Origin of the sequence: Nocardia blacklockiae, from assembly GCF_015477355.1 — a bacterium.
Lineage (GTDB): Bacteria > Actinomycetota > Actinomycetes > Mycobacteriales > Mycobacteriaceae > Nocardia > Nocardia blacklockiae.
Window position 1 is genome coordinate 205,831 of the sequence record NZ_JADLRJ010000002.1, and the last position, 25,857, is coordinate 231,687.

Annotated in this window: 20 protein-coding genes, 1 tRNA gene and 1 pseudogene; 9 read left to right on the forward strand and 13 right to left on the reverse strand. The window is 70.8% G+C overall.

All coding sequences use genetic code 11. The features are described 5' to 3' along the window. Positions 1-120 precede the first annotated feature (120 nt). Positions 121-1,455 carry an MFS transporter gene (locus IU476_RS06985; protein WP_195097944.1) on the forward strand — a complete coding sequence of 445 codons (1,335 nt, stop codon included), beginning with the start codon at positions 121-123 and terminating at the stop codon, positions 1,453-1,455. A gap of 246 nt (positions 1,456-1,701) precedes the next feature. Continuing rightward, on the forward strand, positions 1,702-3,162 hold the full coding sequence (locus tag IU476_RS06990; protein WP_195097945.1) for an MDR family MFS transporter: 1,461 nt from the start codon (positions 1,702-1,704) through the stop codon (positions 3,160-3,162). Between the two features lie 406 nt (positions 3,163-3,568). On the opposite strand, the gene IU476_RS06995 is transcribed toward IU476_RS06990, so the two are convergent. From IU476_RS06995 to IU476_RS07025, 7 genes and pseudogenes are all read right to left on the reverse strand, one after another. Then, a tRNA-Leu gene (locus IU476_RS06995) sits at positions 3,569-3,642 on the reverse strand. A gap of 55 nt (positions 3,643-3,697) precedes the next feature. Next, entirely contained in the window at positions 3,698-5,164 is a 1,467-nt protein-coding gene (locus tag IU476_RS07000; protein ID WP_195097947.1) for a peptide MFS transporter, read from the reverse strand. Positions 5,165-5,572: 408 nt separating this feature from the next. Continuing rightward, entirely contained in the window at positions 5,573-6,520 is a 948-nt protein-coding gene (locus IU476_RS07005; protein WP_195097949.1) for a Ppx/GppA phosphatase family protein, read from the reverse strand. Beyond that, entirely contained in the window at positions 6,513-7,043 is a 531-nt protein-coding gene (locus tag IU476_RS07010) for a DUF501 domain-containing protein (RefSeq protein WP_195097951.1), read from the reverse strand. The genes IU476_RS07005 and IU476_RS07010 overlap by 8 nt, the downstream gene beginning before the upstream one ends. Further along, complete coding sequence (locus tag IU476_RS07015; RefSeq protein WP_195097953.1) at positions 7,040-7,675, reverse strand: FtsB family cell division protein; 636 nt, start codon at positions 7,673-7,675, stop codon at positions 7,040-7,042. Before IU476_RS07015 ends, IU476_RS07010 begins: the two co-directional genes overlap by 4 nt. 141 nt (positions 7,676-7,816) lie before the next feature. Then, the gene (eno, locus tag IU476_RS07020; protein ID WP_195097954.1) at positions 7,817-9,106 is read right to left on the reverse strand and encodes a phosphopyruvate hydratase; all 1,290 of its coding nucleotides are present in this window, start codon (positions 9,104-9,106) and stop codon (positions 7,817-7,819) included. A 136-nt stretch (positions 9,107-9,242) separates the two neighbouring features. Then, positions 9,243-9,999: pseudogene (locus IU476_RS07025) on the reverse strand (lytic transglycosylase domain-containing protein). 188 nt (positions 10,000-10,187) lie between these two features. Here IU476_RS07025 and IU476_RS07030 point away from each other — a divergent pair. After that, positions 10,188-11,177 (forward strand): AurF N-oxygenase family protein, encoded by a 990-nt coding sequence (locus tag IU476_RS07030; protein WP_195097955.1) that lies wholly within the window; start codon positions 10,188-10,190, stop codon positions 11,175-11,177. Position 11,178: 1 nt separating this feature from the next. Here the strand turns inward: IU476_RS07030 and IU476_RS07035 are convergent, their stop codons facing one another. The 5 genes from IU476_RS07035 to IU476_RS07055 form a co-directional block, all read right to left on the reverse strand. Next, complete coding sequence (locus tag IU476_RS07035; RefSeq protein WP_324193912.1) at positions 11,179-11,892, reverse strand: TetR/AcrR family transcriptional regulator; 714 nt, start codon at positions 11,890-11,892, stop codon at positions 11,179-11,181. A gap of 47 nt (positions 11,893-11,939) precedes the next feature. Beyond that, the gene (locus tag IU476_RS07040; protein WP_324193913.1) at positions 11,940-13,373 is read right to left on the reverse strand and encodes an ABC transporter ATP-binding protein; all 1,434 of its coding nucleotides are present in this window, start codon (positions 13,371-13,373) and stop codon (positions 11,940-11,942) included. Between the two features lie 2 nt (positions 13,374-13,375). Beyond that, on the reverse strand, positions 13,376-14,071 hold the full coding sequence (locus IU476_RS07045) for an ABC transporter permease subunit (RefSeq protein ID WP_324193914.1): 696 nt from the start codon (positions 14,069-14,071) through the stop codon (positions 13,376-13,378). Positions 14,072-14,291: 220 nt separating this feature from the next. Further along, the gene (locus IU476_RS07050) at positions 14,292-15,278 is read right to left on the reverse strand and encodes an ABC transporter permease (protein ID WP_324193915.1); all 987 of its coding nucleotides are present in this window, start codon (positions 15,276-15,278) and stop codon (positions 14,292-14,294) included. Then, the gene (locus IU476_RS07055) at positions 15,275-16,768 is read right to left on the reverse strand and encodes an ABC transporter substrate-binding protein (protein WP_228823312.1); all 1,494 of its coding nucleotides are present in this window, start codon (positions 16,766-16,768) and stop codon (positions 15,275-15,277) included. Before IU476_RS07055 ends, IU476_RS07050 begins: the two co-directional genes overlap by 4 nt. Positions 16,769-16,980: 212 nt before the next feature. Here IU476_RS07055 and IU476_RS07060 point away from each other — a divergent pair, with 212 nt between their 5' ends. The 6 genes from IU476_RS07060 (at position 16,981) to IU476_RS07085 (ending at position 24,079) form a co-directional block, all read left to right on the forward strand. After that, positions 16,981-18,063, forward strand: a complete 1,083-nt coding sequence (locus IU476_RS07060) for a TauD/TfdA family dioxygenase (protein WP_195097968.1) — start codon at positions 16,981-16,983, stop codon at positions 18,061-18,063. Between the two features lie 40 nt (positions 18,064-18,103). Continuing rightward, the gene (locus IU476_RS07065; protein ID WP_195098683.1) at positions 18,104-19,066 is read left to right on the forward strand and encodes an ornithine cyclodeaminase family protein; all 963 of its coding nucleotides are present in this window, start codon (positions 18,104-18,106) and stop codon (positions 19,064-19,066) included. Further along, the gene (locus IU476_RS07070) at positions 19,057-20,448 is read left to right on the forward strand and encodes a type III PLP-dependent enzyme domain-containing protein (protein ID WP_195097970.1); all 1,392 of its coding nucleotides are present in this window, start codon (positions 19,057-19,059) and stop codon (positions 20,446-20,448) included. The genes IU476_RS07065 and IU476_RS07070 overlap by 10 nt, the downstream gene beginning before the upstream one ends. Before the next feature lie 47 nt (positions 20,449-20,495). After that, positions 20,496-21,524, forward strand: coding sequence for a PLP-dependent cysteine synthase family protein (locus tag IU476_RS07075; RefSeq protein WP_195097972.1), 1,029 nt, complete (start codon positions 20,496-20,498; stop codon positions 21,522-21,524). Between the two features lie 73 nt (positions 21,525-21,597). Continuing rightward, on the forward strand, positions 21,598-22,998 hold the full coding sequence (locus tag IU476_RS07080; RefSeq protein ID WP_195097974.1) for an MATE family efflux transporter: 1,401 nt from the start codon (positions 21,598-21,600) through the stop codon (positions 22,996-22,998). Between the two features lie 133 nt (positions 22,999-23,131). After that, the gene (locus tag IU476_RS07085; protein ID WP_195097977.1) at positions 23,132-24,079 is read left to right on the forward strand and encodes a phosphodiesterase; all 948 of its coding nucleotides are present in this window, start codon (positions 23,132-23,134) and stop codon (positions 24,077-24,079) included. 3 nt (positions 24,080-24,082) lie between these two features. Here IU476_RS07085 and IU476_RS07090 read toward each other — a convergent pair whose 3' ends face one another. Next, positions 24,083-25,525, reverse strand: a complete 1,443-nt coding sequence (locus IU476_RS07090; RefSeq protein WP_195097978.1) for a stealth family protein — start codon at positions 25,523-25,525, stop codon at positions 24,083-24,085. Positions 25,526-25,857 lie beyond the last annotated feature (332 nt).

The following is a 25,857-nucleotide window of genomic DNA, read 5'->3' on the forward strand; positions in this document are numbered from 1 at the left end:
ACCTGGACCGATGCTCAATTGTGCTGCCGGGCAAGGATTGCCGGGTCGCGCTCCGGCACCGGTGTGCCAATCCGGCGCAGCGCCGGGTGCGCGCCGCTGCCGTCGCCTACGCTGCGCTGCATGACCGAAGTTTCGGGACGCGCGGCGATCGGACAGGCCACCGGGCGGGGCCAGGTGGTGGCCTGGGGACTGTGGGACTGGGGGTCCTCCGCGTTCCAGGCCGTGATCCTCACCTTCGTGTTCTCGGTGTACCTCACCGACACCGTCGGCGACGACCTGCCCGGCGGGATCTCGGCGAGCGCCTGGCTGGGCTGGGCACTGGGACTGTCCGGCCTGATCGTGGCGCTCACCGCGCCGATCAGCGGGCAGTGGTTCGACGCCACGGCCCGCCGCAAACTGTCGCTCGGCGTCCTGACCGGGTTCACCGTCGTGGTGATGGCCACCATGTTCTTCGTGCACGACGACCACCACGACCTGTGGCTGGGCCTGCTGCTGCTCGGCCTCGGCTCGGCGGCCTTCGAGCTGGCCGGGGTGCCCTACAACGCGATGCTGCGCCAGGTGTCCACCCCGGCGACGGTCGGGCGCGTCTCCGGATTCGGCTGGGCCATGGGTTATTTCGGCGGCATCGTGCTGCTGCTGATCTGCTACTTCGGTTTCATCACCGGCGACGGCGACAACCGCGGGCTGCTCGACGTGCCCACCGACGACGGGCTCAACATCCGGCTCGTCGCGGTGTTCGCCGCGGTCTGGTTCGCCACCTTCGCCGTGCCGGTCCTGATGGCGGTGCCCGAATTGCCGCGCACCACAGCCGATCCCGGCGCGGCGCGGGCCGGCTTCGTCGCGTCCTACCGCGTGCTGTGGCGGGACCTGCGCGACCTGTGGCGGGCGGATCGGCGCACGGTCGGCTTCCTCGCCGCGAGCGCGGTGTTCCGCGACGGGCTGGCCGGGGTGTTCACCTTCGGCGCGGTGCTCGCCGTGCGGGTGTACGGCATCGCGGAGGACGACGTGCTGCTGTTCGGGATCGCCGCGAACGTGGTGGCCGCGCTGGGCGCGCTGGTGGCCGGCCGCTTCGACGACACCGTCGGGCCCAAGGCGGTCATCGTCGCGTCGCTGGCCGCGATGCTGGTGTGCGGCGTCGCGCTGCTGCTCGTCTCCGGGCCCGCCCTGTTCTGGGTGTTCGGTCTGCTGCTCACCATTTTCGTGGGACCGGCGCAGGCGGCCGCGCGCAGTTTCCTGGTCCGCGTCGCCCCGCCCGGACGCGAGGGTCAGCTGTTCGGCCTCTACACCACGACCGGGCGCGCGGTGTCGTTCCTGGCGCCGTCGCTGTTCGGGGTGTTCGCGTGGGGTTTCGGGGCCGACCGCGCGGGCATCGTCGGCCTGCTGCTGGTGCTGGCCGTCGGCCTGGCGGCACTGCTGTTCGTGCGCGCGCCGGAGGCGGCTCCGGACGCGGCGTGACCAGCGTCACGGTTTTCCTTCGACGCGCGCCGATTCCACTGTTGAACAGGGCTTTTCACACACCCCCGGTAGTGTCCGGCAGCGAAAAACCGGATGAACCGGGCGGCTCCGGCCGGGAATACTGACCGGCGACCGATGAGTTGAGGCGACCATCCCCGTCCGATCTCATGTGGCGCCGCACACGGCAGTCGACGACTCGCCTCGGGCCACACCGCCCCACAGTCACGGAAGCCCCGGAGGTACCCGATGTCCGCCGAAATCACCGATCGCCCGACCGGGCGGCGGACACCCGCAGTCGTCAGACTGCTCGTGCTCGCGACCTTCACGGTCATCCTCAACGAAACCATCATGATCAACGCGATCCCGCGCTTGATGAGCGACCTCGAGGTCAGCGAGCGTTCCGCGCAGTGGGTCTCGACCGCGTTCATGCTCACCATGGCGGCCGTCATCCCGGTCACCGGGTGGTTCCTGCAGCGGGTCACCACCCGCCGCGCCTACGCCATCGCGATGGGCGTCTTCCTGGCCGGCACGGCGCTGTCGGCGGTCGCGCCGTCGTTCGAGGTGCTGCTGCTCGGCCGGATCGTGCAGGCGGGCGGCACCGCGGTGATGATGCCGCTGCTGATGACCACCCTGATGACGGTGGTGCCCGAGCACGACCGCGGCCGGGTCATGGGCAACGTCACCCTGGCCATCTCGGTGGCGCCGGCCATGGGTCCGGTCATCTCCGGACTGGTGTTGCAGATCGCTTCGTGGCGTTGGCTTTTCGTGCTGGTGCTGCCCATCGCGGGCGCGGTGACCTGGTTCGGCCTGCGCAAGCTGGAGAACGTCGGCGAGCCGGAGACCGGCGCCATCGACTGGTTCAGCGTGGCCCTCTCGGCGCTCGGCTTCGGTGGTCTGGTGTACGGCCTCAGCCGCTTCGAGACCCACAATGTCGCGACGCCGGCGCTGATCGTCGCCGCCGGACTGGCCGTGGTCGCCCTGTTCGTGCTGCGTCAGGTGCGGCTGCAGCGCACCGGCGGCCCGCTGCTGGACATGCGGGTGCTGCGGTCGGGCACCTACGCCAAGGCGCTGACCCTGATGTCGGTGGCCTTCCTCGCGATGCTCGGCTCGATGATCCTGCTGCCGCTGTACCTGCAGAACCTGCGCGGACTGAGCCCGCTGCAGACGGGCCTGCTGGTGATGCCCGGCGGTCTGGCGATGGGCCTGCTGGGCCCGTCCATCGGCCGGCTGTACGACCGCTTCGGCGGGCGCGTGCTGGTGATCCCCGGGTCGGTCGGCGTGGCGGCCGCGCTGGCCGGCTTCACCCAGATCTCGCTGACCATGCCGTACTGGGCACTGCTGGGCCTGCACATCCTGCTGATGGTGTCGCTGGCCGCGGCGTTCACCCCGGTGTTCACCCTCGGGCTCGGGGCGCTGCCCGCACACCTGTACTCCCACGGCAGCTCGATGCTCGGCACGCTCCAGCAGGTCGCGGCGGCCCTGGGCACCGCGCTGGTGGTGACGATCATGTCCGCCCGCAGCACCGCCCTGGTCGCGAGCGGCACCGAGCCGATCACCGCGCACCTGGACGGCATGAAGCTGGCGTTCGCGGTGTCCGCCGCACTGGCCCTGATCGTGGTCGTGATGGCGGTCCTGCTGCCCAACCGGTCCAGCGCGCCGGCGGCGGCGGACGAGCAGGAACCCGAGGCGGCGCTGGTCCACAGCTGATCCGATCCCGCACGCGCACTGCGCATCCCGGCCACCCGGGGTGCGCAGTGCGCTTTTCGCGATCGAATTACCGTTTGCTGCAAGGAAACTGGACACGCTCACAGCTACCGATAAGAACAGCACTGCCCCGGGCACGCCGCGGGCCGACAGTCCGCTCCCCCGTCCGACATCGAGTTCGCCGACACCGCCCCCTTCGTCGCAGTGACAGGGATCACAGTGGTTTCCCCATGGCGGCCATAGGGGTTTCGCGACTTCCCCGCCCGTTCCGATTCCGTGGCGACCCGGTTTCCGGGTAGTTTCGATGCGGTGTCCGACCGGGGGATGTCGGGTCCGCGAGTCGTCGCGGACACGCCCCGGCGGATGTAACGCGGCCCTATGGAAACAGCGATTACCTGCTGAGTTGTCGTGCCCCCGGTCGGGATCGAACCGACACTGGACGGATTTTAAGTCCGCTGCCTCTGCCAGTTGGGCTACGGGGGCGCCCGGTCAACCTACCAAACTTGTACGGCCGTCTCGGAATTATCCGAAAGTTTGCTCAGTGGACCCCCTCCATCAAGCGGCTGACCCGCGGAGCGAAGAAGTAGACCACGACGCCGACGGCCACGGCGACCAGCCCGGTGAGACCGAAGTACGCCACCTCGTGCTCGGGGTCGTAGTACTTCGACAGCACACCGGACATCGCGGTGCCCAGGCCGACGGAGAAGAAGTAGAGCGCCATCATCTGGGCCCGGAAGGCTTCCGGCGCAAGCTGAGTCGTCACCGCCAGGCCGATCGGCGACAGCAGCAGCTCCGACACCGCGAAGCAGCCCAGCACGAAGAACACCAGCAGCGCCGGCACCGTGCTGCCGTCGAAGCCGGCCAGCAGCACGAACAGCAGGAAGGCCGCGCCCATGCCCATGACGCCGAAGGCGAACTTGCGCGGCGTGGTCGGCGCGCGGTTGCCCAGGCGGGTCCACAGCACGGCGAACAACGGCGACAACACGATCACCCAGACCGGCTCCTCCGAGCCGATCCAGCTCGACGGCGCGGTCCAGCCGAACAGCGACCAGTTCATCCGCTCGTCGGAGTACACCGCGAGCACCGTGAAGATCTGCTGGAACAGCGACCAGAACACGGCGTTGGCGAGGAACAGCGGAATGAACGCGCGCACCCGGGTGCGCTCGACGGGCGTCACCTTGGGGCTGCTCAGCATGATCGCGAAGTAGCAGGCCGAGGCGACCACGATGACCCCGGTGGTCACGTCCGACAGATTGTCCAGGGTCAGCAGCCCGAACACGATCGCGAAGACGACCAGCACCAGCACCCCGGCCACCACCCCGGCGACCGAGCCGAAGGCGTTGCGCGGCAGCGGATTCGGGACCGTGCGGCCGTGGCTGCCCAGATTGCGCCGGAACACCACGTACTGGACGAGACCCAGCGCCATGCCGATCGCGGCGGCCCCGAAGCCGTAGTGGAAACCCAGGTGCGTCTGGAGCAGGCCGGTGAGCAGCGGGCCGGTGAACGAGCCGATGTTGATGCCGAGGTAGAACAGCGTGAAACCGCCGTCGGCCCGGGCGTCGCCCTTGTCGTAGAGCGTGCCCACCAGCGACGAGGAGTTCGCCTTCAGCGCACCGGCGCCGAGCGCCACCAGCACCAGGCCGACGCCCACCCCGGCCAGAGCGGGGATCAGGGCCAGCGCGAGGTGGCCCGCCACCACCACGACGCCGCCGTAGAACACCGTGCGCTCCATGCCCAGGACGCGGTCGGCGATCCAGCCGCCCAGCACGGTCGACAGGTACACCAGGCCGCCGTATGCGCCCACGATGCCCGTCGCGGTGGACTTCTCCAGCCCGAGCCCGCCCTCGGCGGCCGAGTAGTACAGGTAGTAGCCCAGGATCGTGAGCATGCCGTAGAACGAGAACCGTTCCCACAGCTCGACTCCGAACAGGTTCACCAAGCCGATCGGATGCCCGAACACCGTGCGTTCGGCACGCCGCTGCGCCGGCTGGGCCACTCCGGTCATGTGGTCGACCTTTCCATGCACGCAATTCTCCAGCAACCGGGTGGCAGTTGCGGGTATTCGGCGGCCCGGGTTTCGGTGCGTCGCCGCACGCAGACTAACTGGACGCGTGTATTTGTGAGGCGAGTTCCGGTCAGACTGTTCCGGTCGTGCGCGGTTTGCGCGCATTGTGCCCAGTGGGACGTATTCCGACCGGCCATGCTGCGCCACCCCGACACGCCGACCCGCCCCTCCCGACCACCCCGCGCGGACCTGCCGCCCATCCCCGCCAATGGCTCGATTGCGCCACCTGTACCAGACAGACAGCACTTTGTGAGCAATGCGTCGGCCGCGCGCCGTCGGGCGGCTCGATCCCGGCTCCCGTTGCGCTACACGGCAATTGCGTCGCCCGGCACCGCCGGACGGGCGCGCTCAGGCGACGGAGGCGGCGATGCCGTCGAGGATGTCGTGCTCGCTGACGATCAGTTCGCCGATGCCCGCGCGCCGTGCCAGTTCGTCGGCGAGCACCTCGGTGATCACCGCGCCGCCGCCGATCACGTCGACGCGGCCCGGATGCATCGGACCCAGCGCGGCGCGCTCGTCGTGGTTCATGGCGATCAGCCGATTGCACACGGCCCGTACCTGTTCCAGGGTCATGCGGGTGAGATGTACCTGCTCCGAGTCGTATTCGGGCAGATCGAGGGCGACGGCGGCCAGCGTGGTCATGGTGCCGGCGACGCCGACCCAGGTGCGGGCGCGCTCCACCGGCACCACGCCGAAGGCCTGGGCCAGCCGCTGCGAGGCGAAAAACCTTGCGGACGCGACCTCTTCGGGAGTGGGCGGATTGCCGTGCAGGCAGCGCTCGGTGATGCGGACACAGCCGATGTCGGCGGAATAGGCGGACTCCACGCCGCTCGCGTCGCCCAGCACCACCTCGGTGGAGCCGCCGCCGAGATCGACCACCACGAACGGGCCCTCGGCCGCGGACAATTCGTCGACCGCGCCCGCGAACGACAGCCGCGCCTCCTCGTCGCCGGTGATCACCTCGGCCTGCGCACCGGGCACGACGCGGCCCAATTCCGTTGCGGCCATGGCGAAGAAGTCCTCGCGATTGCGCGCGTCGCGGGTGGCGGAGGTGGCGACCATGCGCACGCGCGCGACCCCGGCGGCCACCATCTCGTCGACGTAGTCGTGCAACGCCGCCCGGGTCCGCTCGATCGCCTCGGGGTGCAGCTCGCCGGTGGCGTCGACGCCCTGGCCGAGCCGCACGATCCGCATCTCCCGGTGCACGTCGGACCGCTTCTTGTCCGGGCCCACCTCCGCGATCAGCAACCGGATCGAATTCGTGCCGCAATCGACGGCGGCCACCCGGTCACTCATCGCTGTCCTTCCCCTCGTACTGCTCGTATTTCGGCCAGTCTGCCGGAATCGCGGTGCCGCGCAAGCCGTTGTCGGCCGCCAGCGCGACCGCCTCGTCGCCGAGCGGATTCACCCCGGGGCCCTTCGCCAGCGCGTGCGCCATCAGCACGTGCAGGCACTTCACCCGCTCCGGCATGCCGCCGCCGCTGAAATCGGTTCCGAGCGACTCGATTTCGTCGCGTTCGGCCAGATAGCTCTCGTGCGCGGCGCGGTAGGCGGCGGCCAGTTCCGGGTCGGTGGCCAGGCGGGCGGTCATGCCCTTCATCACCCCGGTCGCCTCCTGCCGGCTCGCCTCGGCGGTGAGCCGGGGGTCGGTCAGGTAGTACAGCGTGGGGAACGGCGTGCCGTCGGGCAGCCGCGGCGCGGTGCGCACCACCGCCGGCTGCCCGTCGGGCGTGCGGTAGGCGACGGCGAGCACACCCCGGGGCGGACGGCCCAACTGCCGGGCCACGATCTCCAGATCGGCCTCGCTGGGCTCTGTCACCGGGGTGCTCCTTCCGAGCTGGGGGGCGGGTCGGCGGCGGGCGCCGGTTGCGGGGTGGACATGCTGCGCCACAGCTCGGTGTACCAGGGGTCCGGGCGGCGCGCCTGGGTGGTCTGGGCGGGGACGGCGGGCTGCTCGATGCCGGGCACCTGCACGATGTAGGCGGTCTCGCCGGGCATCACCAGCCGCAGCCGGTCGCGCGCCTCGGACTTGATGTAGGCCGGATCCTGTTGCTGCGCACGGCGATCGCGCAGGCGGGCCAGATCGTCCTCGAGTTCCCGGCGCTCCTGCGCCAGCTGGGTGGCCTCCGAGCGCTGGCTGAAGTAGGTGCGCATCGGCACGGCCAGGGTGAGGGCCAGCGCGCACAGGACGGCGGCCAGGATGACCGCGCGGCCGGTGGACAGGCCCAGGATCTTGTGTTCGTGCTTGTCGCGGGCGGCGCGGTTGCGGGCCCGGCGGGCGTCGCCGCGGCTCGTCGTACCGCGACGCTGGGCGGCGCGCTTCCCGGCGGCCGTGCGCGCGGCCGGGGTGGCACCGGTGGCCGGCTTGTCGGGGCGCGACCGGGCGGCCCGCGACGTGCGACGGTCCCCACGCCCGGACGGACTGGCACCGCGCGCCCGTCGCTCCGTCATCTCACACCTCGACTATCGGCTGCCTCCGAGGCGGGGCTCGCGGATCGCGCCGTAGCCACCCGCGGCCGCCGCCGCTGCGTCGGGCGGCGCGCGCCGGGAGCACCCCGGCGGACGCGCCGCGCCACGACAGCTCCGACCGTACTATCCCTCGAACACAAAGCGCGGGAACGCGACGTCCCCGGCGTAGCGGGCCGAATCACCCAGCGCGTCCTCGATGCGCAGCAGCTGGTTGTACTTGGCGACGCGCTCGCTGCGGGCGGGGGCGCCGGTCTTGATCTGACCGCTGCCGACCGCGACCGCGAGGTCGGCGATCGTAGTGTCCTCGGTCTCGCCGGAGCGGTGGCTCATCATGGTCTTGTAGCCGTTGCGGTGCGCGAGTTCGACCGCGTCCAGCGTCTCGGTGAGCGTGCCGATCTGGTTGACCTTCACCAGCAGCGCGTTCGCCGCGCCCTTCTCGATGCCGTCCTCGAGCCGCTCCGGGTTGGTGACGAACAGGTCGTCGCCGACCAGCTGCACCTTCTCGCCGATCCGGTCGGTGAGCGAGACCCAGCCGTCCCAGTCGTCCTCCGACAGCGGATCCTCGATCGAGACCAGCGGGTAGGAGCCCAGCAGCTCGCTGTAGAACTCGGTCATCTCGTCGGCCGAGCGGACGCTGCCCTCGAACTTGTAACCCGTACCGGCGGTGTAGAACTCGGTGGCCGCGACGTCCAGCGCCAGCGCCACGTCGGCGCCGACCCGGTAGCCGGCCTTCTGGATGGAGGCGACGATCAGGTCCAGCGCCTCGCGGGTGCCGCCCGGAAGGTCGGGGGCGAAACCGCCCTCGTCGCCCAGGCCGGTGTTGAGGCCCTTGCTCTTCAGCTCGGCCTTGAGCGCGTGGTAGACCTCCGCGCCCCAGCGCAGCGCCTCGCGGAAGGTCGGCGCGCCGATCGGGGCGATCATGAATTCCTGCACGTCGACGCTGGTGTCGGCGTGTGCGCCGCCGTTGAGGATGTTCATCATCGGCACCGGCAGCACGTGCGCGTTCGGGCCGCCCAGGTAGCGGAACAGTTCCAGGCCCGAGGACTCGGCGGCCGCGCGCGACACCGCCAGCGACACGCCAAGCAGCGCGTTGGCGCCGAGCCGGGACTTGTCGGGGGTGCCGTCCAGATCCAGCAGCACTTGGTCCACGGTCCGCTGCTCGACCGCGTCCAATCCGATGACGGCCGGGGCGATCTCGTCGAGCACGCCCTCCACGGCCTTGCGCACACCCTTGCCGCCGTACCGGTCGCCGCCGTCGCGCAGCTCCACGGCCTCGTGTTCGCCGGTGGAGGCGCCCGACGGCACCGCGGCCCTGGTCAGGGTGCCGTCGTCGAGAGCGATCTCGACCTCGACAGTGGGGTTGCCGCGCGAATCCAGGATCTCGCGAGCTCCGACCTGTTCGATGATGGCCACGAAAACGACACTCCTTCGGCTCCTGACTCGGTCCCGCCCACCGCCGTCCATGAGCAGGTCGCACGGCTGCCCCGTGCGTGCTGAGCCTAACGCAGTCGCCGAACCCCCACCGTCGACGCATCCGGCACCGAAACTTTCATGCTTTCCTGCCCACGCTGTAGGCCGCGGCGTGGCGGCGGACCGTGTTCATGTAGGTGGTGGACTGGTTGTAGGTGAGCAGGGCCTGCTGCCAGCCTTCGGCGGTGGTCAGCACGCCGCCGCTGGCGCACAGGTAGCGGGCGGCGGTGAGGGCCGCGTCGTCGATGTTGTCGGGGTCGGTGACGCCGTCGCCGTTGGCGTCGACGCCCCAGCGCTGCCAGGTCTCGGGGAGGAATTGGAACGGGCCCATGGCGCGCACGTAGACGGGCTCGCCGGCGCGGGCGGTCTCGTGTTCGTCGACGATCCTCGCCACGCCCGGGGATCCGTCCAGCGGCACACCGCGGATGGGCGGGCTCACCCGGCCGTCGGCGGCCAGCCGCGAACCACCGTGGCTGCCGTGCTTGCTCTCGACCCGGGCGATGCCCGCGAGCGTGGTCCCAGCCGATGCCGCAGTCCGGGCGGGAGCGGGCCAGCACGGCCGCGGCGTAGCCGTAGGACTCCAGCGCCACGACCGGGATGCCGAGCGGGTCGGACTGCTCCTCGGCCCAGCCCCGCAACTGTTCGGCACTGCGGCCGGGCGCGTCGAGGTCGATCGGCGGGACGGGGGCGCCCGCGCCCGGCGGGATCCCCTCGGGGATGGGCGGGAGGTTCTCCACTCCCCCGCACCCGGACAGCACGACGGCCGCCGCGACGACGCCGAGCAGGGCGGCGCGGACCTGCCGAGCGGTTCGAGCACCGGCCTTCTTCGGACGCACGCTTCCATCATCCAGATTCCGGGCCGCGGGCGGTGGCACCGCACGGAAACGTCACATCCTGCGCACGCGCCGGACACGACGGTTGTGTGGGACTCGGAGTCCCACGTACTCTGAAGAGTGAGATCCGGCACGCCGACGCCACGACTTCGGTCCGGCGCCGGCGGCCACTCGAGGTTCAGGAGGCACCGATGACGTTGTCCGACACCATGCACGCCGGCCCGATCACGCCCGAATACGCGGCGGCGCTGGCGACACTGTCCGAGGGATCGGTGCATCGGCATTTCGATCCGTATCTCGACATCGATTGGGACAGCGAGGAACTGGCAATCGACCCGGACGACCCGCGCTGGGTGCTCGATCCGGAGATCGACCCGCTCGGGGCGACCCGCTGGTACCGGGAACTGCCGCTGCAGCAGCAGATCGAGATCGGCAAGTGGCGCATCACCAATGTGATCAAGGTGGGCGCGGCGTTCGAGAGCGTGCTGATCCGCGGGCTGATGCAGTACATCATGAAGCTGCCCAACGGCTCTCCGGAGTTCCGGTACTGCCTGCACGAGATGACCGAGGAGTGCAACCACATCCAGATGTTCCAGGAGCTGGTCAACCGGATCGGCGTGGACGTGCCCGGTATGCGGCCGGTGTTCCGGGTGCTGTCGCCGTTCATCGGGGTGGCCGGCGGGTACGCGCACGTCATCCTGTTCATCGGGATCCTGGGCGGCGAGGAGCCGATCGACCACTATCAGAAGGCGGTCATCCGAGCGGAGGCCAATATGCCCCCGGCGGTGCTGCGCACCATGCAGATTCACATCGCCGAGGAGGCCCGGCACATCTCCTTCGCCCACGAGTACCTCACCGCGCACATCGAGCGCATGGGCGTACCCGGAAAGGCGGTGTGCGCGTTGGCTTTCCCGCTGGCGATGCGCTGGCTGGCCGGGGAGATCATGACCCCGCCGCGCTCGTTCGCCCGCCAGTTCGACATTCCGCGCGAGGTGATCAAGGAGGCGTTCTGGCGCGGCCCGGCGGCGCGAAAGATCCTCTCCGGGTACTTCGACGACGTCCGCAAGCTCGTCGACGACCTCGGCCTCATGCCCGCCCCGGCCCGAATGCTGTGGCGCGCACTGAATATCGACGGCCCGACCTCCCGCTACCGCAGCGAGCCCCCGCGCCGGGCGGCGTGAGCTAGCGGGCGGCGAGTGCCTCGATCAGTTGCAGCAGCGGCTGGTCGGGGTCGAGGGCCAGGTCGTGGGCGCGGGCGACGCCGTCGAGAATGCTCCAGGCGTAGCCCGCGACCTCCGCGATCAGGGCCGCGCGGTCCAGCGCGGGCGCCGGCTCGCGGGCCCAGCGGGTGACGGTGGCCTCGACCATCGAGACGATGGCGAAGGTCATGGTGTCGACGACCGGCGGGTCCGCCACGCCGACGGCTCCGGCCAGGCCCGACACCAGCCCGTTGGCCCGGTCGGTGATGGTGATCATCAGCCCGCTCAGCGCGTCCCGGTCCGCGGGGCCGTCGGCCGCGGGCCCGGTGCGCAGGTATTCGTGCTGCCGCGGATGCCCGCCGATCCAGTCGACGACGACGCCGACCGCACGCGCCAGGATCTCGGAGATCGAGCCCGCGCCGATGTCCAGCGCGGCATCCAGCGCGTCGGTGAACCGCTCGGCGATGGTCGTGCGCACCCGCCGGTCGAGTTCCTCACGCCCGGAGAACTGCCGATACAGCACCGATTTCGCCAGTCCGGCCCGTGCGGCGATCCGCTGCGCCGAAATATCTGCCCCCGCCGGACTCTCCTCCAGCAACTCGATCGCCGCCTCGACGATCCGCGCCCGCCGCTCCGCATTGTGCGGCTGCCACCGCGCCCGCCGCCCCCCGACAGACGCCGCCGCTGCACTCGCCACGCCCAGAGTCTATGCCCGCGCCGGCATCGGGTAGGACCTCGGTTCGATCAGCCGAGGAGGGCGGCGGTGGCGTCGTGGGTCGGGGTGGTGAGGAGGGTGGGGACGGGGCCGGACTCGACGAGGCGGCCGGATTCCAGGACGTGCATGGTGGTGCAGTAGTGCTCGATGACGTGCATGTCGTGGGTGATGACGAGCAGGGCCAGTCGGCGGTCGCGGCGCAGGGTGTCCAGCAGGGTCATGATGGCGTCCGCGGTGGCGCGGTCGAGTGCCGAGGTGATCTCGTCGCACACCAGCGCGGCGGGCCGCAGGGCCAGGGCGCGGGCCAGGGCGACCCGCTGGCGCTGGCCGCCCGACAGTTCGTGCGGATATCGCTGCGCCAGTTCGGGTTCCAGCTCCACCGTGCGCAGCAGCTCGGCGATCTCGTCGGCTATGTCCTCACCACGCTCGCGCCGTTGCCGACGGAGCGGGCGCGACAAGGTTTGCGCGACGGTGCGGCGCGGGTTCAGGCTGCCCGCGCTGTCCTGTGGGACCAGCGCCACTCGCCCCTCGACTCGCACCGAACCCGTTGTCGCGCGGCGTAATCCGACCAGCGCCCGAGCCAGTGTCGACTTGCCCGCTCCCGAAGGACCGGCAACCGCCACCGCCTCGCCCGCCGACACTCGCAGGTCGATGCTGTCGAGCACCTGTCGGCGGCCGATCGAAACGCTCAGCTCGGACACCGAAACCACTGCGCTCGCAACCGCTTTCCCGTTCGTTGCGGGATGTCGCCCGGTAGGGCCGGCGGTCTTCTCGGGAGGACTCGGCTGCCGTTCCCCACCGAAGGGCGACGGTATGGTCGGTGAAACCGCCGCTGAGCCGTTGCCGACGGTGATCACCTCGTCGGCGAGTCCACGCAGGGCTGCGGTGTCGTGGCCGGAGACGACGATCGTGGTGCCCTGTTCGTCGGCCAGGCCGCGCAGCAGACGGACGACCGACGAGCGCAATCGACCGTGCAGCCCGGCCAGCGGTTCGTCCAGGACGAGGACGGGGGTGCGGCGAGCGAGGGCGCGGGCCAAGGCGATTCGGCGTTGCTCGCCGCCGGAGAGCTCCGCGGGGCGTCGGCGGAGGTAGGACTCGGGCAGTTCGACCGCGGCCAGGGCGTCCAGCGCGCGGCCGTGATCCGACAGCTCGCCCAGCAGAGACCGCACGCGCATCGTCGGATTCAGCGCGACGCCGGGGTCCTGGCCGACGAACGCGATCTCCTCCCGCCGGAACCGCCGCAGTGCGGGGGGATCCAGGGACAGCACCTCGTGCTCGCGGACGTGTACCGCGCCGCGGGCGGTGGTCCCGGCCGGCACCTGTCCGAGCAGCGCCTTCATCAGCGTCGACTTGCCGCAGCCGGAGGGCCCGCGCAGCGCGGTGACACCGCCCTCGGGCACGCGCAGCGAAATGGGTTGCAGCAGCGGCGCACCGGCCGCGGCCACCGAAAGTTCTCGCACCACGATCACGTCCTGCCGACCTCCCGTCGTCCCAGCGCGGCCGCCAGCAGGTTCACGCTGACCGCGACGGTGCCGATGGCCAGGCTGGGCGCCAGCACCGACCACGGGTTCAGCAGGATCCCGGACGCGTTGTCGCGCACCATGACCGCCCAGTTCGAGTCGCCCAGCGAGGTGGGCAGCCGCAGGAACGCGGCCGTCGCCACCAGATACATGCCCTCGACGAAACGCAGCCCGAACTGGGCGAAGACCAGCTCGCGCATGTTCGGCAGCATCTCACGGAAGATCACGTACCCCGTGGATTCGCCGCCCAGCCGAGCCGCCTCGACGTACCCGGTGGCCGCCACGGGCGTCGCGGCCGCCGCGAAAACCCGTGCGGAGTAAGGGATTCCGAACACGATCGCCACCAGCACCACACCGAACGCCCCCGACTCCGGCCACGCCGCGACCACCAGCAGCAGCGCCAGCACGGCCGGAAGCAGAATCGCCAGATCCGCCCCGCGCTCGATCACTGCCCCCAGTCGCGGCCGCAATGCCGCCAGCGCCCCGAGCACACTCGCGCACCCGGTGACCGCCGTGGCGATCACCACGGCCAGCAGGATCAATCCCCACCCACCGTGCGACAACTGCCCGAACACGTCGTGCCCCAACCGATCCCCGCCCAGCGGCGCCCCACCGTGCGGCGCGGCGAACGGAACTCCCACCGCCCCATCCACCGGCGGGCCTACCCACGGCCCCACAATCGCCCCGACCACCACGACCAACGCAGGCAACCCCCGCAACACCAACCCCCGCGTCATCGCCACACCCCCACCCCAGTCCCCGCAAACCTGTTGCGGCACTGCGGCACCAACCGCCCACTCATCGCCACGCCCACCCCACACTCCGCAAACCTGTTGCGGCACCGCGGCACCAACCGCCCGCTCATCGCCGCCCCCGCATCGACCAGGCGCGCAGGCCGTCGGCGATAAGCAGCACGCACATGATGGTGAGACCGGCGGCTGCGGCGGTGGCGGCGGCCAGGGCGGTGTCGCGGTCGGCGACCGAGCCCGCCAGCAGGGCGCCCAGGCCCGGGTAGTTGAAGAGGCTTTCGACGACCAGAGCGCCGCCGAGCAGCATCCCCACCGTGGTGGCGTAGGAGGCGGCGATCGCGGGGAGGGCCACGGGGAGCACGTGGCGGGACATCAGGCGCAGCGGCGAAAGGCCTTCCAGCTCGGCGTGTTCCACGTGCGGGAGGCGGGCGGCGTCGGCCAGCGCGCCGCGGATCACCCGGGTGTTCCAGCCGGTCTGCGGCAGGGCCAAGGCCAGCGCGGGCAGCACGAGCATGTCGGGATGGGCCGGAAAACCCGAGCGCCCGGCCACCGTCACCGCCGGCAGCCAGCCCGCCGCGAACGAGAACACCGCGATCAGCCCGGCCGCCACCACGAACTCCGGCAGCGCGACCACCATCGCGGTCGCGGGTTGCAGCACCCGCGCGGCCCAGCCGGACGGCCGGACCGCCCACCACATCCCGCACGCCAGCGACGCGCTCACGGTGATCGCGAAGGCGATCCCGCCCAGCAGCAGCGTCTGCGGTGCGGAGGCGGCGAGCAGATCCGCGATCGGACGGCCGTGCGCCGTGCTGCCGAAATCACCGGTCACCAGCCCGCTCAGCCACGACCAGAAGCGTTGCGGCAGTGGCTTGTCCAGACCGAGCTCGTGCCGCTTGGCCGCCACGGTCTCCGGGCTCGCCCCGCGGTCGAGCGCCGCCCGTGCGGCATCGCCGGGCAGCAGCGACACCGCGCAGAACACCAGCGCCAGCAACACCAGCAGCAACCCGAACCGCCGCAGTACCACCCCGGCCGCGGCCGACCACTGTCCCGCGCGCCCCGCTGCCGCGACGCGCACCGCCGGCTCGTCGACCACGCTCACGTCAACGAAACCTGTTCCAGCTGTACGCGTCCGAAGCCGCCCAGCGTCGGCAGCCCGCGCACCCGGCTGGACGCGATGTCGATCCCGTCGGCCATCCCCCACACGAGATAGCCGCCGCGCTCGTGCTGGATCCGCTGCACGGTCCGGCACGCCCCGGCGTAGGCGGCCGGATCGGCCGCGGCCAGCGCCGCGGCGGTGGCGGCGTCGAATTCCGGGTCGGCGAAGGCGGTCTCGTTGCGATTGCTGCCCGAGGACATCAGCTTCGCGGCGTAGAACAGCACCGAATCGTTGGTGCCCCAGTTCACCGTGTACAGCGGCGCGTGCAGCCAGGTGCGGTCGTAGAAGGTGCCCGAATCCTGCACGGCCACTTCGACATTCACCCCGATCTCACGCAGCTGGGCGGCGAACAGCCGGGCCGACTCGACCTCTCCCGGCGCCTCCTCCTTGGTGGCGAGCTGATAGGTCGCCCCGGTGTCGAACCGCGCCTCCGCGAGCAGCGCCCGCGCCCGGTCCACGTCGCGGCGGCGCTGCGGAAGCTCCGCGGCGTACTGCGGATCCCCGGTGCCCAGGATGTCGTTGGCGACCGTGCCGTACCCCGAGAATGCCTGTGCCACCAGGGCTTCGCGGTCCGCGGCCAGCCGCAGCGCGGTCCGCACCCGCGGGTCGGCGAACGGACCGTCGGCGGTGCGCATGGCGATGGCGACGGCCGTGTCGTTCGGCCGTCGAACGACTTGCAGGTCACCGCGCCCCGCGGCGGTGCGCCCCGCGATCGCCCCCACATTGGACGCCAGGTCGACCTGGCCGCCGATCACCGCGTTGGACAGCGCGTCGACGCTGTCGAACATGGTGACCTCGATGGCGTCCAGCGACGGCCGGGGTCCGTGCCAGGAATCGTTGCGCACCAGCCGCGCATTGCCCTGGCGGTAGGACTCGAGCCGGAACGGCCCGCTGCCGATCGCGGCGGCGAAGTCCGTGGTGCCCTGTTTGACCGTGAAGGTCATCAGCCGCACCAGCACCGGAATCTGGGTGTTCGGCGCGGCCGCGGTCACCACGACACGCCCGGGACCGTCCGCGGTGATGTCCTCGGGGCGCGCCACCGGCATCTTCGACTCGCCGCCCACCTCGCGCAGCCGCCGCAGCGACCACACCACGTCGTCGGCGGTGACCGGGCTACCGTCGTGGAAGGCGGCGGCCGGCGCGAGGGTGAACGTCCAACGCCGCTGCTCGGGATCCGCGGACCACGCCGACGCCAGGCGCGGCCGCACGGTCGGGTCGGCCCCGGGCACCGTGAGCGGTTCGTAGACCAGCGAGGCGATCAGGAAATCGCTCTCGTTGCTCAGGTTCGCGTGCGGATCCTGTTGCAGCGCTGAAACTTTGCCCAACGCGCCGACACGCAGCGTACCGGTGTCACCCGCATCGCGGCCACAGGCGCCCAGTGCCAGTGCGGCACCCACTCCGAGTCCGGCACCGAACAGCCGCCGTCTGGTCATGATCGTCATCGCAGATGCCTCGTCCCTCATCGAGTCGGCTACCGCAGCCAAGGCTAACCTTATGATTCTAAGGCTTTACCCGGCAATTCTCTTTAGGTAAGCCTTGCTTAAGCTCTCGCGACAGACTAATTTCGCAGATCGAGTCTTCACCACCTGCTTCACCACCGTTGCGAAGAAGGGAATGCCTGGTGAAAAACGTTCTCCGCGAACGTATGACACACCAACCCACCGAATCCGACGAGATCGAACGTCGCGTGCTGCCCGCGGCCGCCGCGCAGGCCGTTCGGGACACGGCCCGCGACATCGCGGCCCATATCGAGAGCATGCCGGTCCCCGCGCACGCCGCCACCCTCGCCGATCCGAGACTTATCGACCTGGTCGACACGCGCGCCGCGCAATTACCCGACGCGGTGCGCCGCGCGCTGCGCCCGCCCGCGTGCTCGGCCGGCGCCGCGATCGTGAGCGGATTGCCGCTGCACGACGGGGAATTGGGCCCCACCCCGGCCGACTGGCGCCAGGCCGCCGCCTGGAGCGGCGACCCGGCCCGCCGCCACGCCTCGTTCCAGCTCGACATCGCGATGCTGCTGCTGGCGCGCAGCGCCGGTGAACCGTTCGGCTGGCAGGGCCAGCAGAACGGGCGTCTAGTGAACAACATCGTCCCGTCTCCCGGGCACGAGCACGAGCAGTCCGGCGCCTCCAGCACCACCCTGCTCACCCCGCACACCGAGGACGCCTTCCATCCCCGCCGCGCCCACCTGCTGATGCTCGGCTGCCTGCGCAACCCCGACCGCGTCGGCACCACGGTGTCGTCGGTGCGACAGGTTCGCCTGGACGAGCGACAGCGGCGGCGGCTGCGCGAGCCGACGCTGCCGATCCTCCCGGATGTCTCCTACGGCACCGACTTTCACGAATATCCGGCCACCCCGCTGGCGACCGTGGGCGAGGCGGAGGGCCGCCCGATCCTGCGCTACGACCCCGCCTACACCCCGCTCGACGACGCCGACCCCGAATTCCGCGACGCCTACGCCCGGCTCGGCGCCGAACTCGAGCGGGTGTGCCGAACCGCCGTCCTCGAGCCGGGAGAATTGTTATTGGTGGACAACGACGTGGTAGTACACGGGCGGGTACCGTTCACCCCACGCTACGACGGGACGGACCGCTGGCTGAAGCGGGTCAACATCCGGCTGCCGCGCCGCCGGCCCGCGGCCGAGGCGGGCGAAAGCGGCTACGGGCAGCTCACCGTCACCCCGTTCGACACGAAAACCGCTGCGACACAGGAGGTTCCGGACCGATGAAGCGAGCGAGCCAGTGACCACCCGCCGGACGCCGCTGCGCGTGCTCAGCCGCAGCGACCTGGCCGACGTGCCGATCACCCCGGTGGACGTGGTGCGCGCGGTCGAGGAGGCGTATATCGCGCTGGCGTCGGGAGATTCGGACAACCCGCGCAAGCTCAGCGTCGCCCACCCCGACGGCTGGTCGGTCGCCTACGCCATGCTCGGCCGCGACGGCCGCCGCCGGGTGGTGGCGATGAAGACCTCCTACAAATTCGACCCCAGCCACGACCGCAGCACCAAGCGCTACTACACCACGATCACGCTGTACGACGACGCGACCGGAATACCGATCGCGATGATGGACTGCGCCCGCGTCGGCGCGCTGCGCACCCCGGCGGTGTCGGCGCTGCTGGTCCGCGAGACCGTGCGGGCCGACGCGCGCAGCGTACTGCTGATCGGCACCGGCACCCAGGGCCGCAACGCGCTGCCGCACCTGCTCGCCGCCAACCCGCAGCTGAACCGGCTGATGGTCTACGGCACCCACCCGGACGGGCTGAAGGCGGTGCACGAGCAGCTGGCCGCCCACCACCCGCACACCGAGCTGGAGACCGTGTCGGATCCGTACGCGGCGGCGCGCGAGGCCGACGTGGTGCTCGCGACGGCCGGTCCGGGCACCAAAGTGGCGCTCGAATCCGATGATCTGGCACCGGGTTCGGTGGCGGTGCTGGTCGGCTACGGCCTGGCGCCGTCGGCGCTCGTCGACGCCGACCGGGTGGTCGCGACCAACGCCGAGCAGATGTCGCTGACCGGCCGGGACATGGCCGGACCGGACGGCGTGCTGCGGCCGGTCGACGTCGAGCTGCCGCAGATCCTGGGGCGGCGCAACGTCGGCCGCACCCGGGAGGACCAGCGCATCTTCGTCTACAACAGCGGGCTGGTCCTCACCGACATCGCCGTCGCGCACGCCCTCGCCGAACGCGCCATCGCCGAGGGGCGCGGCACGGAGATCCCGATATGGGACTGAACGCGGGTGCGGCACCGTCGAACACGGCCGCCGCACTCCCCGATCGGGAATCCGGCGGTACGAACGGATCGGCGATCACCGCGGCCGCCCTGCCCGCACACCGGGACGACTGGGAGCGGCGGCTGCTGGCGGACCCGGAACTGTTGGGCGACATGGCCTTCGCGATCGGCGGCCCGTTCCATGTGATGTTCCCGGCGCGCGTCGGGCGCAATATCGACGCGTTCCGGGCCGTGTTCGAGCAGGCGGGCGTCGAGGGCGCGATCTACTACGGCAAGAAGGCGAACAAGGCCGCGTGCGTGGCGCGCGCCTGCGCCGAGCACGACGCCGGGGCGGACGTGGCGAGCGTCGGCGAGCTGACTTCGGCGCTGGCGCAGGGCATCCGGGGCGCCGACCTGATGGTCACCGGCCCCGCGAAGTCCGACGAACTGTTGTGGCTGGCCGCCCGGCACGGCGCGCTCCTCGCGATCGACACCGCCGACGAGCTGGATCGACTTGCCGCGCAAGGCATTCCGGTGCGGGTGCTGCTGCGCGTGCTGCCGCCGGACTCGGACAGCCGCTTCGGCATGACCGGCGACGAACTCGACGCGGCGCTGTCGCGCACCGACCTCGGGCCGGTCCGCATCGAGGGATTCAGCTTCCACCTGTCCGGCTACCAGCCGATCCCCCGCGCCGAACTCGCCGCCGACCTGGTCACCCGCTGCCGCGAAGCACGCGCCCTCGGCCACCCGGCGACGACGATCTCGCTCGGCGGCGGCTTCGCGGTCGACTATGTGCCGCAACAGGCGTGGCGCGCGTTCACCGCGGCCGCCGGCCCGCAGTGGTTCCACGCCGGGAAGACGTTCGGCTCCTACTACCCGTACCACAGCGCGGTCGCCGGTCCCGCGATGCTCGCCGCGATCCTGGCGCATCGCGAACTGGCGAAAACCCTGCGCGACAATGCCGTTCGCCTGGCGATCGAACCCGGTCGCGCCCTGCTGGACCGCGCCGGCAGTACCGTGTTCCGCGTGCAGGGTACGAAAACCCGCACCGCACAGGGCGCCCCGTATCAGCTCGTCACCGTCGACGGAACCAGCCTGAGCCTGTCGGAGCAGTGGTTCGACAGCGAGTACCTGCCCGATCCGGTGCTGTGGCCCACCCGGCCCGGGCACCGCACTCCCGCGAGCGTCGGCGCGGCCACCTGCCTCGACTCCGACATGCTCAGCTGGCGGCGCATCCCGCTGGCCCGCCCGGCCGCGGCCGGTGATCTGCTCGTGTACCCGAACACCGCCGGGTACCAGATGGATTCCAACGAATCGGCCTTCCACGAGTTACCGATTCCGCCCAAGGTGGCACTGCACGAGACGCCCGGCGGCCGGTTCCGCTGGACCCTCGACGCGCGCTAACGTACCGCCACCGCACCCCTTCGATCCCCAGAGTCCGAGGAGACTTCATGGCCCTCGTCACGCGCGTGACGGACCTGATCGGCAACACCCCGTTGTTCGAGCTCGCCACCACCGACACCGGCACCCGGCTGCTGCTCAAGCTCGAACAGTTCAATCCGACCGGTGCGGCGAAGATTCGCATGGCCCGGGAAATGGTGCTCGATGCGGAGCGTCGAGGGTTGCTGAAAGATGGCGGGCATATCATCGAGTCCACGTCCGGCAACACCGGACTGGGATTGGCGGTGGTGGCCGCCGAGCGCGGGTATCGCTTCACCGCGGTCGTCGATCACCACGCCTGCAAGGACAAACTACGTGCGATGCGAGCCATGGGAGCCGAACTCGTGTACGTCGCGGACGACGGAGACGACAGTCTGGCCACTTCGGCGCGAGAGGATCTCGCCGAGGCGATGGCGGCCGCCCGGCCCGACGCGTACTTCACCGAACAGCACAACAACGACGCCAACGCGCTCGGCTACTACGCGGTCGCCGAGGAATTGCTGGAAGATCTCGGCTCGGTCGACATCCTGCTGTCGGCCGTTGGCACCGGCGGGTCGCTGTTCGGCACCGCTCGCCGCCTGCGCGAATTGGGTTGCCGGCCACGGGTCGTCGGCGTGGAGCCGGTCGGCTCGATCGCCTTCGGCGGGGAGGGCGGGCCGTACTGGCAGTCCGGGACGGGCACCCCGCCCGGCGCCACGGTCGGCACGGCCGTCGACTATTCGCTGCTGGACGAGGGCGTGAAGGTGTCGGACGTGGACGCCTTCGCCACCGCCCGCGCGGTCGCCGCGAAATCCGGTCTACTGATCGGCGGTTCGGCCGGCGGTTCGGTGCACGCTGCGCTGACCCGCATGGAGGAGTTCCCCGCCGGGTCCACCGTCGTAACGATCGTGTGCGACGGCGGCGAAAAGTATCTGGACACCGTCTTCGACGACGACTGGATGAGCGCGCGCGAGCTGCTGGACCCGCAGGCCGAGAACGCCGTCCTCGCACTGCTCGACCGCTACTCGCCCGCCCGCCGCGATCTGGTGGGCGCGCGATGAGTAAGGTATACCTAACAGCGAGAACGTTGATTCATCTGGACAAGAATGTGATTCTCCGTCACGAGAGGGCGCGATGAGCGCAGCGAATCGTTCCGACTGGCGCAGCCTGACCACGCTGGCGACGCCGATCGCGCTGACGCAGCTCGCGCAGGTCGCGGTGTCGACGACGAACATCGCGCTGATGGGCTCGCTCGGCATCACCCAGGTCGCCGCCGGCGGCCTGGCGATGACGCTGTTCAACCAGATCCGCACCATGTGCGTCGGCCTGATCACCGCCACCGGCAACCAGGTCGCCACGGCGGTGGGCCGGGCGGAGAAACGGCGCACCGACGCCGACGACGAGGTCCGCGACGTGGTGCGCGCCAGCTTCCTGATCGCGACGGCCGCGGGCCTGCTCGGCGGCCTGGTGCTGGTGGCCCTGGGCTGGTCGCTGCAATGGCTCGGACAGGACGCGGGCGTGCTGGCGGCCGCCCGGCCGATGATGATCGCGCTGGCGCCCGGCCTGCTGCCGTGCCTGTGGTTCCAGGTGCTGCGGCAGTACAGCGTCGGCATGCAGCGGCCGCAGGCACTGCTGCTGGTCACCCTCGCCTCGGTGGCGCTGAATCTCGGTCTGGCACTGGCACTCATGCACGGCTGGGTGGGCCTGCCCGCGCTGGGACTCACCGGCATCGGCCTGGCCACCTCGCTCGTCTTCCTGATCACCTGCGCGGTGCTCTGGGCGATGGTGCGCCGCGACGCCCGGCTCGGCGCGAGCCTGCCCGTGCGGATGTGGCCGGTGCGGTGGCGGACCATCGCGGCCGAGCTGCGCCTGGGCACGCCGATCGCGCTCACCTACGGGTCCGAGGCCGGCATGTTCTCCGTGCTGGCCTTGGTCATGGGCGCGCTGGGCCCGGCCGCGCTGGCCGCGCACAACGTCGTCTACCAGCTGGTGTACATCGTGTTCCAGGTGGCGATCGGACTCTCGCACGGCGTCTCGATCCTGGTCAGCAAGGCCGTGGCCCGCGACGAGAACCGCCACGCGCAGACCCTGGCGTGGCTGGCCCTGCGCCAGGCCGCGGTGGTGGCCGCGCTGATGGGCCTGGTGTACGTGGTGGCCCCCGACGTGGTGCTGCGCCCGTTCCTCGCCAGCCGCGACGGCGACACCGTCGCGCTCGCGCACACCCTGCTGCTGATCGCGATCGTGCTGCAATTCTTCGATGCCGCGCAGAACATCGGCACCGGGCTGCTGCGCGGATTGCAGGAGACCAGAGCGGGCTTCCGGCTGTCGCTGGTCGGCTACTGGATTGTGGGGTTGCCCACAGCGCTGGTCCTCGCCTACCCCGCCGGGCTGGGCGCGGCGGGCGTGTGGTGGGGGCTGACGGCCGGCCTCGCGGCCACCGCGGCGCTGATGCTGCGGCGCTACTTCACCCTGCTCGACGCGCGTGAGCAGGCACAGCCGCGGGTGCTCGCCGGTAGCCTCGGCGCGGGCAGCTGACACGAAATTCTCATCGGAGCGTAAGCATCTCGTCACCGGGCGTGGGCACCTTGAAGAACACGACTTCGCTATCCTTTCGCGGGACACCCGAAGCCCACTGACACTCAGGCGAGCACACGCCGGGAGGATTCCGGTGCACATCAGCAGAGTCGCGGAATATCCGCGTCCGGACCACATTCTGTTCCATTTCAGCGACACCCACCTGATCGCCGGCGACGGCGAACTCTACGGCGCGGTCGACGCCGAACAGCGCCTGCGCGAGTTGCTGGACCGAGCCGAGGCCGGCGGCATCGCCCCGACCGCGCTCGTCTTCACCGGCGACCTGACCGACCACGGCGAGCCGGCCGCCTACGACAAGCTGCGCGAGCTCGTGCAGCCCATCGCCGACCGCCTGGGCGCACCGGTCGTCTGGGTGACCGGCAACCACGACGACCGCGCCACCCTGCGCGCGCAGTTGCTCGGCGAGGACGGCTCGACCGAACCGCTCGACCGCGTCCACCTGTTCGACGGACTGCGCGTCGTGGTGCTCGACACCACGGTCCCGGGCCACCACTACGGCGAGCTGACCGACGACCAACTCGCTTGGCTGCGTTCGGTTCTCGCCGAACCCGCGCCGTTCGGGACGATCCTGGCCATGCACCACCCGCCGGTGCCGTGCATCCAGGACCTGGCGGTGACGGTGGAGCTGCGCGACCAGAAGCGCCTCGCCGACGTGCTCGACGGCACCGACGTGCGCAGCATCCTCGCCGGGCACCTGCACTACTCGACCACCGCGACGTTCGCCGGCATCCCGGTGTCGGTGGCGTCCTCGGCCTGCTACAGCCAGGACCTGGCCGTGGCGGCGGGCGGCCAGCGCGGGCGCGACGGCGCGCAGAGCTTCAACTACGTGCACGTCTACCCCGACACCGTCGTGCATTCGGTGGTGCCGATCGATCGCGGCGCGACGGTCGGGACGCCGGCGACCCCGGAGGAAGCCGCCGAGCGCCTGGAGCAGGCAGGCATTCTCATCCCGCCCGCCGCGGGCATCCCGCAGGTGCTGGACCGGCAGGCGCCCGCCTCGGACGACGAGTCGGTGCGCTGAGACCTACGCCGCGCCCGGCTCCAGCGCCGGCAGCGGGTCCTCGTCGGTGATCCGTTCCCACGGCGCCGGATCCGGGAAGTAGTCCTGCAGGAACCGCGAGACCGAACGCACCCGCTCGGCCTCCGGGACCTCCGGGAAGCTGCCGTCGTTGAGGCAGAAGAAGTCCACCTTGCGCCGCTGCGCCAGCCCGGACAGCAACGCCAGGCCGGTGTAGCTGGTGGTGTCGACGTAGCGGACCTTGGCCGCCTCCTGCGGCACCGCCCGGCCGGTCAGCAGGGCGTAGTAGTGGTACAGCGAATTCGTCACCGAGATGTCGGTGGCCGCCCGGAACCGGCTCGCGCGGGTGCGCGCGAAGTCGGCCGCGAACTCCCGCTCCATCTCGAGCAGCACGCTGCGCCGCAGCGGCACCGGCGTGTGCTCGAGGTGGCGGGTGATGACGTGCCCGAACCGCTCGGCCAGCAGCTGCCGATTCACCCGCGCGGCGTTCTCGAACCCGCTGCGCCGCTCCGTGTTCCCGCCCGGCCCGATGCGGGTGTCGGCCTCGATGAACCGGCTGACGCCGCCGGGGGTGAAGAACATCGACGGCCGCACCGGGCGCGCGAAGAACATGTCGTCGTTGGAGTACAGGAAGTGCTCGGACAGGCCCTCGATGTGCTGCAGCTGGCATTCCACCGCGTGGGAGTTGAACACCGGCAGCCCGCTGGTGTCGGAGAAGTGGTCCAGCGCGCGCACCACCGTCACCTTCGGGTCGTCGGCCAGCCAGTCCGGCACGCGCGAATCGGTGGCGATGAAGATGCGGCGGATCCACGGCGCGTTCTTGTGCACCGACCGCAGCGCGTACCGCAGCTCGTCGATCTGGCGGATGCGGGCGTCGGCGTCGTCGCCCTCGCCGACCACCACCTGCGCCAGCATGCCCGCGCGGCGTGCGCGGAACTCGGGATCGGTGCCGTCGACCCAGGAGTAGACGATGTCGATGTCGAAGCCGACGTCGGTGGGGTGCGGGGCGAACATGCCGGCCAGCGTGGGCCAGCTGGCGTCGAACAGCAGCACCGTGGTGTGCTCCACGTCCGCAAGGTCGAAGACGTTGCGGGTCAGCGCGTTCGGGCGCGGGCACTCGACGGTGTCGCCGTGGTACTCCCACAGCTCGAGATCCACGTGGTGGGCCGGGTCCAGGTCGCGGCCGAGCCGGAAGACGTTGTGCCGCACCTCGTTGCAGGAGAATCCCGCCATCAGGGCCGCGCCCAGCACCCGGCGCAGCTCGCTCCGGCGCGCGGCGTCGACGGCCAGCACCAGGCCGTGATCGCTGTCGCGTACCAGTAGATAGGGCATTTCCGCGGCCACCAGTTCGGCCCGCAGGTACCGCAGATCGTCGAGCACCGCCGTCGACACCGCCAGATTGGCCACCGTCGCCGTGCCGAACGCTTCCATCGCGTCGAATTCCGTCATCACCGTCTCCTGCCTCGAACTCCCGAACCGCGGCTTCCCGAGCGAAACCGCGGGCACCATCACCCGTCAATGAACAAGTACGCGCGCGCGTACCTCCGCCGGATCCGGCGGAGGCCTACACCAGTGGCGAACGCGTTATAAGAAACCCCGGGAGGTGAGACTGGTCGGGAAAGCCGCCCACAGCCGGTACCGGTCAGGTCGGAATCCCATCGCTCTCACCTCACTCGTGTTCGGACGCGCGGACGCGCCGTGCGGATGTTGCTGCGTTCGACTACACCAGGAATCGGTGAGCGACTCGCTTCACCGGGCGATCATCGACCGGTTACTTGCGT

Bases quoted from the DNA above. Each gene is read 5' to 3' on its own strand.
- IU476_RS07080 (WP_195097974.1), top strand. From the start codon at position 21,598: ATGAGCGCAGCGAATCGTTCCGACTGGCGCAGCCTGACCACGCTGGCG.
- IU476_RS07090 (WP_195097978.1), bottom strand. From the start codon at position 25,525: ATGACGGAATTCGACGCGATGGAAGCGTTCGGCACGGCGACGGTGGCC.
- IU476_RS07075 (WP_195097972.1), top strand. From the start codon at position 20,496: ATGGCCCTCGTCACGCGCGTGACGGACCTGATCGGCAACACCCCGTTG.
- IU476_RS06985 (WP_195097944.1), top strand. From the start codon at position 121: ATGACCGAAGTTTCGGGACGCGCGGCGATCGGACAGGCCACCGGGCGG.
- IU476_RS06990 (WP_195097945.1), top strand. From the start codon at position 1,702: ATGTCCGCCGAAATCACCGATCGCCCGACCGGGCGGCGGACACCCGCA.
- IU476_RS07000 (WP_195097947.1), bottom strand. From the start codon at position 5,164: ATGACCGGAGTGGCCCAGCCGGCGCAGCGGCGTGCCGAACGCACGGTG.
- IU476_RS07030 (WP_195097955.1), top strand. From the start codon at position 10,188: ATGACGTTGTCCGACACCATGCACGCCGGCCCGATCACGCCCGAATAC.
- IU476_RS07060 (WP_195097968.1), top strand. From the start codon at position 16,981: ATGACACACCAACCCACCGAATCCGACGAGATCGAACGTCGCGTGCTG.
- IU476_RS07015 (WP_195097953.1), bottom strand. From the start codon at position 7,675: ATGACGGAGCGACGGGCGCGCGGTGCCAGTCCGTCCGGGCGTGGGGAC.
- IU476_RS07055 (WP_228823312.1), bottom strand. From the start codon at position 16,768: ATGACCAGACGGCGGCTGTTCGGTGCCGGACTCGGAGTGGGTGCCGCA.
- IU476_RS07005 (WP_195097949.1), bottom strand. From the start codon at position 6,520: ATGAGTGACCGGGTGGCCGCCGTCGATTGCGGCACGAATTCGATCCGG.
- IU476_RS07070 (WP_195097970.1), top strand. From the start codon at position 19,057: ATGGGACTGAACGCGGGTGCGGCACCGTCGAACACGGCCGCCGCACTC.